Below are 7,678 nucleotides of genomic sequence, written 5' to 3' on the forward strand. Positions count from 1 at the left end.
GCGCAGCGAAGCAATCCAGTCGGCCGCCGCGGAGGGATTCTGGATTGCTTCCGCCTTCGCTAAAGCTTCGGCGGACAAGTCGCTGCGCTCGCAATGACGATGGGGAGAGGGTGGGGCGGCGCGCCGTTCTAGCCGCCGAGTATCCGCCTGCAAGCGTCGACGAACACCTGGGCGCCGGTGGCGATGTCAGCGTCAGCGGTGTTCTCGGTCCAGTGATGGCTGATGCCGCCGATCGACGGTACGAACAGCATGCCCGCGGGCATGACGGCCGCAAGCATCTGCGCATCGTGGCCGGCGCCGCTGGGCATGCGGATGGATCGTCCGCCGGCCAGGGCCTTGCTCGCGGCTTCGATCGCGTCCTGGATGCCCGCGTTCATCATGGCCGGCGCGCCAGTGCGAATCTTTTCCACGGTGACGGTGCAGGGACCGTTCGCGCTGGCCTCGTCCGCCATGCTCCGCAGCAGTTGCTCCAGCCGCGCGATGACGGAAGGATCGTCGTCACGGATCTGGAACAGCATTTCGGCTCCCCCCGGAATGATGCTGGGCGCGCCGGGATCGAGCGTGATGCGGCCGGTGGTCCAGACCGTGCGCGGCCCGCAGCTATTGGGGAAACGCTCGTCGATCGCGACGCAGAACTTTGCCAGCGCCAGCCCGGCATCCTTCCGTGCAGCCATGCGGGTCGTGCCGGCGTGATTCTGCTCACCGGTGAAATTGATCTGGTATTGCCAGATGCCCACGATGGAGGTGACGACGCCGATCGCAAGGCGACCGCTTTCGAGCGTGTCGCCCTGCTCGATATGCGCTTCCAGATATCCGACATGCCGGCCCGGCTCGGCGGTAATGCGCGGTCGTCCTGAGAGCCCCATGTCGGCGAGCGCGTCCCGCATGGTGCGGCCGCTGGTACGGTCGCGTGCCGCATCAATGTCGGCCTCGGTCACTTGCCCGACATAGGAGCGCGAACCGAGGAAGTGTCCAAAATGTCCTTCCTCGTCGCACCAGGCGGCAAGTTCGACCGCGCCTTCGAGCGAGGGATCGGCATTGAGCACGCGGGCCGCTTCGAGCGCGTAGACGACACCGAGCGGCCCGTCGAGCCAGCCGGCGTAGTTCTGGCTTTCGAGATGCGATCCCGCCAGCAGCTTGGGTCCGGGCTTTGCGCTGGTGCCGAAGACATTTCCGATGCCGTCGATCGCGGCGGTGAGGCCCGCGTCGGGTAGCTTCTGCAACAGCCAATCCAGCGAAAGCTTGTGCGGCTCGGAGAAAGTCGGCTTATGCACCCCGGTCTTGTAGGCGCCGATGGCACGGAGCGCATTGAGATCGGCGAGAACCCGCTCGCCGTTTGCGCGTGAAAAGGTGTCAGGCATGCTCGGCAACCTTCAACGCCTCGGTGCGGATCTCCTCGACCAGCCGTTCCTTCAACTGGACGAACTCGGGCGTGGTCTTGATCTTGTAGGAGCGCGGATGCGGCAGGTCCACGTTGATCTCGGCCTTGATGCGGCCGGGACGCGCGCTCATGACGATGACGCGGCTGCCGAGGAAGATCGCTTCCTCGATATCGTGGGTCACGAACAGCACGGTCTTCTGGTCGCGCTCCCAGATCCCGAGCAGCATTTCCTGCATCAGGGCGCGCGTCTGGTTGTCGAGCGCGCCGAAGGGCTCGTCGAGCAGCAGGATCTTGGGATCATTGGCGAGCGCGCGCGCGATCGCGGTGCGCTGCTGCATGCCGCCGGAGAGTTGTTTTGGCCAATGGTTCTCAAAGCCGGACAGGCCGACCTGGCGGATAAAGGCGTCGGCGATCTTGTTTCGCTCCGCCTCGGGCACGCCACGCTCGCGCAGGCCGAAGGCGATGTTCTCGCGCACCGTCAGCCAGGGAAACAACGTGTAGGACTGGAACACCATGCCGCGATCGGCGCCTGGGCCGGTGACCTCGCGTCCGTCGAGGACCACGCGTCCGCCGGTCGGGCGATCGAGGCCGGCGACGATGCGAAGCAGCGTGGACTTGCCGCAGCCGGAAGGGCCAAGGATAGTAACGAAGTCGTTGTTGCCGATCACAAGATCGGTCGGCTCCAGCGCCCTCGTCGGGGCGTTGCCGTGGCGCGCGGGAAAGGTTCGCGAGACCTGTTCGATCTTGAGGATCGTCATGCGAGCCTCCAGGGAAACAGCCACGCGTTGAACGCCTTGAACAGGAAGTCCGAGACCAGGCCGATCAGCCCGATCACGATGATGCCGAAGATGATCTGGCCGGTGTTGAGCAGCGCCTGGCTGTCGGTGATCATGTGGCCGATGCCGGAGGAGGAGCCGATCAGCTCGGCGACGATGACATAGGTCCAGGCCCAGCCCAGCACCAGCCGCAGGATTTCCGCGATCTCGGGCGCGGAGGAGGGCAGCAGCACACGGCGGATGATGCCGCGGTCGCTGGCCCCGAGCGTATAGGCCGCCTCGACCAGGTCGCGCCGCGTCGTGCCGACGGTGACCGCGATCATCAGGATGATCTGGAACACCGAGCCGATGAAGATGACGAGCAGCTTCTGCAGCTCGCCGATGCCGGCCCACAGGATCAGGAGGGGAATGAAAGCGGAGGCCGGCAGATAGCGCGCAAAGGAGACGAACGGTTCAAGGAATGCCTCGACCGGCTTGTAGGCCCCCATCAGCACGCCGAACGGCACGGCGATGATGGCGGCCAGTACGAAGCCGCCGACGACGCGCCAGATCGTCATGCCGATGTCGAACAGGAAGCCCTGTTTGACGATCAGATCGACGCCTTCCTGCACCATGGTCAGCGGGTTGGCGAGGAACACTTTCGACACGTGGCCGCCGAAGGTTGCCCAGGACCAGAGGGCAACGAACACCACGAAGAACGCAAGGCCGTAAGCCACGCGCTGCCTTGACGTCACGGGATCGAGGGGACGCATCAAACTGTGTATCCGGGTGGTGAACAAGTCTACCGGCCCCGCCGCGAGACGGGGCCGGCGGCTCCTGGGAGATTTACTTGATGTAGCTGGCGTCGAAGAGATCCTCGACCTTCGGCGCGGCCTTGATGATGCCGATCTCCAGCAGGAGGTCGGCGGCTTCCTTGTTGAAGGTCAGGAAATCGCCGGCGAAGAATTTCTGGTTCGCTGCCTTGTCCTGCCAGCGCAGATACTTCGCCGAGTTGCCGAATGCCTCGCCGCTCTGCTTCACGTCGGCGCCCATGATCTCGTAGGCCTTGGCTTGGTCCTTGGCGATCATATCGAGGGCCTCGAAATAGCTGTCGGCGAGCGCCTTGGCGGCCTTCGGGTTCTCGGTGAGGAATTTCGGCGTGCAGCCGAACGTGTCCATGACCATCGGATAGTCGAGCGTGGTGGCGATGATCTTGCCCTTGTCGGGGGCGGCACGAACCGTCGACAGATACGGCTCGTAGGTCATCGCGGCATCGTTCTGGCCGGAGACGAAGGCCTGCGCGGCCGCGGCCGGCTCGAGGTTCACGACGGTGACGTCCTTCACCGACAGGCCGTTCTTCTTGAGCATCCAGGCCAGCGCGAAATAGGGCGAGGTGCCGGGCGCGGAAGCCGCAACCGTCTTGCCCTTCAGATCCTTGATCGCGGCGAGCTCGTTCCGCACGGCCATGCCGTCGGCGCCGTAGCTCTTGTCGAGCTGGAAGATCTGCTTGGTCGCGACGCCGTTGGCGTTCCAGGAGATCCAGGTCTCCACGGTCGTTGCCGCGCACTGGACGTCGCCGGACGCGATCGCGAGATGGCGATCCTTCTGCGGAATCTTCTTGATGGTGACGTCGAGGCCGTTCTTCTTGAAGATGCCGGCCTCCTTCGCCAGCGTCAGCGGCGCGAAGCCGGTCCATCCGGAGATGCCGACGCCGACCTTGACGTCGTCGGCGAGCACGGGGGTGGAGACCGTAAGCGCAATGACTGCCGCAAATACTTTCGAACTACGCATGATTGTCGTCCTCTTGCCGATCGATGGATTGACGTCCTGTTGATCATTGTCAGTCCCAATGGACCGTTGCCCGAAACGTTGCACGATTTGTGCCGACATCGTCCTCTCAACCTCCCTTGAATCGGGCGACAAGGCGGTGAGAGTCACCGGGATAGAGCAGCCGCACGGCGGTGATCGTGCGCGCGCTGCGCCAGGTATAGCGGTCGATCACGAGGCAGGGTGCGCCGACGGCGATGTCGAGCGCTTCGGCCGTGCGATCGTCCGCAACGATAGCGCTGATCGTATGCTCTGCCTCTGTCCATGGAACATGGTGAAGCAGCCATGAGCCGGGTGGCTCACGCGAAAAATCCGCGGTCGCCGCATCCGGCACCGACGCGAGATCGATCAGTCTGTCCTCGACGGCGAAAGGCACGTTGTCGGCGCTGTGGCGGCAGGTGATCGCGACCACCTTGCCCGCCTTCTTGACGCCGAGGCGGTCGCGGTCGGCAGCGGTTGCGGCGCGGAGCTTGCGACCGATCAGCTCGTAGCCGTAAGCGCGCCCAAGCCCGGTGATCTCTGCGCGCATGTCGGCGATCTTGAGCACGGCCGACTGGTGTTGCGGCCGGCGGACGAAGGAGCCGGCACGTCGCCGCCGCTCGATCAGGTCGGCTTGGGCGAGCTCCGACAGCGCCTTGTTCACGGTCATGCGCGAGCAGCCGTAGCGCGCGACCAGTTCGTGCTCGAACGGGATGCGATGGCCCGGCGGCCATTCCCCGGTCAGGATGCGCTTCTCGATGTCGGCGCGGATCCGTTTGTAGAGCGTCGGCTTGTCGGCGGCATCTGTGGCGAGGCTCATGCGACGAGCCTCCGGACCGACGCGTTGAAGCGTTCGCGTGCGGTCTGGCGCAGCCGGTGCCGTCCGCCCTCGACGACCTTGTCGCCGCCGGCCCAGACGCAATCGACCGCACCGCTGCCTGCGGCAAAGATCCAGCCGTCGATGACGGCGTCGCGCGCGCGCCCCGCCAGCGAGGGATGCGTGGTGTCGAGCGTGACGATGTCGGCGCGCGCACCTGGCGTGAGACCGACTGACATCTGTGCTAGTGCCCGCGCGCCGCCTGAAAGCGCATGATCGAACAGGGCGCGTCCCGTCGAGCGGCCTGCGCCGGCGGAGAGCACGTTGCGCTCGCGGTGCTTGAGCCGTTGGCCATATTCGAGCTGGCGCAGCTCGTCGGCGACGCCGACCAGCACATTGCAATCCGTGCCAATGCCAAAGGCACCGCCGGCACCGACGAATTCGCGAGCCGAGAAAATGCCGTCGCCAAGGCTTGCCTCGGTGATAGGGCAGAGTCCCGCGACCGCGCCAGTCTTGGCGAATGCAGTGACTTCTTCATCCGTCGTGTGGGTCGCGTGGATGAGGCACCAGCGTCGGTCGACTGGCGCGTGCTCAAGCAGCCATTGCACTGGACGCTGTCCAGACCAGGCCAGGCAATCCTCGACCTCCTTCACCTGCTCGGCGGCATGAATGTGCACCGGGCCGCCGTCCGCGAGCGGAATGATCGCTGCAAGCTCGGCCGGCGTCACAGCGCGCAAACTGTGCGGCGCGATACCGATATTTGCGCCCGGCAATTGTTCAATCGCCTTGCGCGAGGCGCTCACCAGCGCGGCGAACTGATCAACCGTACAGATGAAGCGGCGCTGGTCGGCATGCGGTGCTGCGCCACCAAATGAGCCGTGCGCATAAAAACTCGGCAGCAATGTCAGTGCAATACCCGAGGCTTCGGCGGCCTGCGCGATGCGTGCGGCCATTTCGCCGATGTCGGCGTAGGGCGAGCCATCGCGGTCATGATGCAGATAATGGAATTCGCCGACGCGGGTAAAACCCTGCTCCAGCATCTCGACATAAAGCAGTGTCGCGACCGCTGCGACGTCGTCAGGCGTCATCGCCAGCGCGAAGCGGTACATCGCCTCGCGCCAGGTCCAGAAGGTGTCGGTGCTGTCGCCGCGCAGTTCTGCGAGACCCGCCATGCCGCGCTGGAAGGCGTGGCTGTGCAGGCTCGCAAGTCCCGGAAGCGCGATGTCGTGGTGTTCGTCCCCGGAGGCCGGGGCCACGCCCGGCGTCACCTCGGCGATCGCGCCGGCGGTGATCACCACCTGCACGTCATTGGCCCAACCCGAGGGCAGGAGCGCGGAGGCGAAATTCAGTCGTGTCATGTTTCCATGCCGGCTGGACAGAACCGCGACACGATTATATGTCTAGACATATAAGTCAAGCATCCCAGGGCGCAGGGGCATCCGCGAAGGGACAGTTGCATGGCAGAGCGCTTCGACCGGATCTGGCATAACGCCTGGCTCGCCACGATGCGGGCCGACCGCCCCGATCTTGGTGAGATCGAGCATGGCGTGATCGCCGCGCGCGCCGGCCGTATCGTCTATGCAGGTGCGCAGACTGATTTTCCGGCGGATGCCGATGCAGCCGAACGGATCGATTGCGGAGGGCGCTGGATCACGCCCGGTCTCGTCGATTGTCACACCCATCTGGTCTATGGCGGCAACCGCGCCCATGAATTCGAGCTGCGCCTGAAGGGCGCGAGCTACGAGGAGATCGCGCGCGCCGGCGGCGGTATCGTCTCGACAGTGGCCGCGACGCGCAAGGCAAGCGAGGCCGAGCTCGTAGCACACGCGCTGCCGCGGCTCGATGCGCTGATTGCCGAGGGTGCCACCACGGTCGAGATCAAGTCCGGCTACGGCTTGGACACCGAGACCGAGATGCGGCAGCTGGCCGCCGCGCGAAGCCTCGGCCGTCAGCGGTCGGTCGCGATCCGCACATCCTTCCTCGGCGCGCATGCGCTGCCGATCGAGGCGGAGGGCGACAAGGATCGTTACATCGATCTCGTCTGCAGGGAGATGTTGCCTGCGATTGCAAAGGCCGGCCTGGCCGATGCCGTCGATGCCTTCATGGAGGGGATTGCATTTTCCGGCGAGCAGACGGCGCAGGTGTTCGAGACAGCGGGGCGGCTTGGACTGCCGGTCAAGCTGCATGCCGACCAGCTCTCGAACCTCGGCGGCGCTGCGCTTGCCGCGAAATTCTCGGCGCTATCGGCTGATCACCTCGAGCACACCGACGAAGCCGGTGCAGCGGCGATGGCAAAAGCTAAAACGGTGGCCGTGCTGCTGCCCGGCGCCTTCTACTTCATCCGCGAGACGCAAAAACCGCCGGTCGAGGCGTTCCGCAAGCACGGCGTTGCCATGGCGCTTGCGACCGACTGCAATCCGGGCAGCTCGCCGCTGACTTCGCTCCTGCTTGCCATGAACATGGGCGCGACGCTGTTCCGGATGAATGTGGCCGAATGCCTTGCTGGCGTCACCCGGGAAGGCGCGCGAGCGCTCGGCGTGCTCCATGATACCGGCACGTTAGAGGCAGGCAAATGGTGTGATCTTGCGATCTGGGACATCGAGTGCCCCGCCGAGCTGGTCTACCGTATCGGCTTCAATCCGCTGCACCGCCGGGTGTGGAGGGGACAATGACGGAGAAGCGCGCGCCGATCGTCGTCAAGCCGGGAACCGTCGGCCTCGATGACCTCGCGCGCGTGCTCGAAGGCGCGTCTGTTGTTCTAGATCCCTCGTTCTGGCCGCGGGGGGGCCCCGGCCCCGGGGGGGGTGGAAGGGGCCCCCCCCCCCCCCCCCCCCGGGGGGGGGGGGAAAAAACCCCGGGGGAACATTGCGGGGAGCGGGATACGCCCGGGCCGCCCCCCCCGGGCCCACGCCACCCACA

The 7,678-nt window shown here is 65.5% G+C and carries 7 protein-coding genes; 1 reads left to right on the forward strand and 6 read right to left on the reverse strand.

The window, feature by feature from the left end:
- Nucleotides 1-128: 128 nt before the first annotated feature.
- The 6 genes from AC0L30_RS35385 to AC0L30_RS35410 all read right to left on the reverse strand — a co-directional run bounded on the left by AC0L30_RS35385 (nt 129) and on the right by AC0L30_RS35410 (nt 6,117).
- Complete coding sequence (locus AC0L30_RS35385; protein ID WP_473406276.1) at nt 129-1,361, reverse strand: hydantoinase/carbamoylase family amidase; 1,233 nt, start codon at nt 1,359-1,361, stop codon at nt 129-131.
- On the reverse strand, nt 1,354-2,139 hold the full coding sequence (locus AC0L30_RS35390; RefSeq protein WP_007601311.1) for an ABC transporter ATP-binding protein: 786 nt from the start codon (nt 2,137-2,139) through the stop codon (nt 1,354-1,356). The genes AC0L30_RS35385 and AC0L30_RS35390 overlap by 8 nt, the downstream gene beginning before the upstream one ends.
- Nucleotides 2,136-2,909: an ABC transporter permease gene (locus tag AC0L30_RS35395; RefSeq protein ID WP_027519414.1), complete on the reverse strand. Its 774-nt coding sequence runs from the start codon at nt 2,907-2,909 to the stop codon at nt 2,136-2,138. The genes AC0L30_RS35390 and AC0L30_RS35395 overlap by 4 nt, the downstream gene beginning before the upstream one ends.
- A gap of 73 nt (nt 2,910-2,982) precedes the next feature.
- Complete coding sequence (locus AC0L30_RS35400) at nt 2,983-3,927, reverse strand: ABC transporter substrate-binding protein (protein WP_007601314.1); 945 nt, start codon at nt 3,925-3,927, stop codon at nt 2,983-2,985.
- Nucleotides 3,928-4,033: 106 nt separating this feature from the next.
- Nucleotides 4,034-4,762, reverse strand: a complete 729-nt coding sequence (gene hutC / locus AC0L30_RS35405) for a histidine utilization repressor (RefSeq protein WP_219678701.1) — start codon at nt 4,760-4,762, stop codon at nt 4,034-4,036.
- The gene (locus AC0L30_RS35410; RefSeq protein ID WP_473406277.1) at nt 4,759-6,117 is read right to left on the reverse strand and encodes a formimidoylglutamate deiminase; all 1,359 of its coding nucleotides are present in this window, start codon (nt 6,115-6,117) and stop codon (nt 4,759-4,761) included. Before AC0L30_RS35410 ends, hutC begins: the two co-directional genes overlap by 4 nt.
- Nucleotides 6,118-6,216: 99 nt before the next feature.
- On the opposite strand from AC0L30_RS35410, the gene hutI reads away from it, so the two are divergent.
- Nucleotides 6,217-7,431, forward strand: a complete 1,215-nt coding sequence (gene hutI / locus AC0L30_RS35415) for an imidazolonepropionase (RefSeq protein ID WP_473406278.1) — start codon at nt 6,217-6,219, stop codon at nt 7,429-7,431.
- Nucleotides 7,432-7,678 lie beyond the last annotated feature (247 nt).

This window comes from Bradyrhizobium sp. MI1.11, assembly GCF_055811255.1.

Excerpts from the sequence above, each read along its gene's own strand:
- AC0L30_RS35385 (WP_473406276.1), bottom strand. The coding sequence starts at position 1,361 with ATGCCTGACACCTTTTCACGCGCAAACGGCGAGCGGGTTCTCGCCGAT.
- AC0L30_RS35410 (WP_473406277.1), bottom strand. The coding sequence starts at position 6,117 with ATGACACGACTGAATTTCGCCTCCGCGCTCCTGCCCTCGGGTTGGGCC.
- AC0L30_RS35390 (WP_007601311.1), bottom strand. The coding sequence starts at position 2,139 with ATGACGATCCTCAAGATCGAACAGGTCTCGCGAACCTTTCCCGCGCGC.
- hutC (WP_219678701.1), bottom strand. The coding sequence starts at position 4,762 with ATGAGCCTCGCCACAGATGCCGCCGACAAGCCGACGCTCTACAAACGG.
- hutI (WP_473406278.1), top strand. The coding sequence starts at position 6,217 with ATGGCAGAGCGCTTCGACCGGATCTGGCATAACGCCTGGCTCGCCACG.
- AC0L30_RS35395 (WP_027519414.1), bottom strand. The coding sequence starts at position 2,909 with ATGCGTCCCCTCGATCCCGTGACGTCAAGGCAGCGCGTGGCTTACGGC.
- AC0L30_RS35400 (WP_007601314.1), bottom strand. The coding sequence starts at position 3,927 with ATGCGTAGTTCGAAAGTATTTGCGGCAGTCATTGCGCTTACGGTCTCC.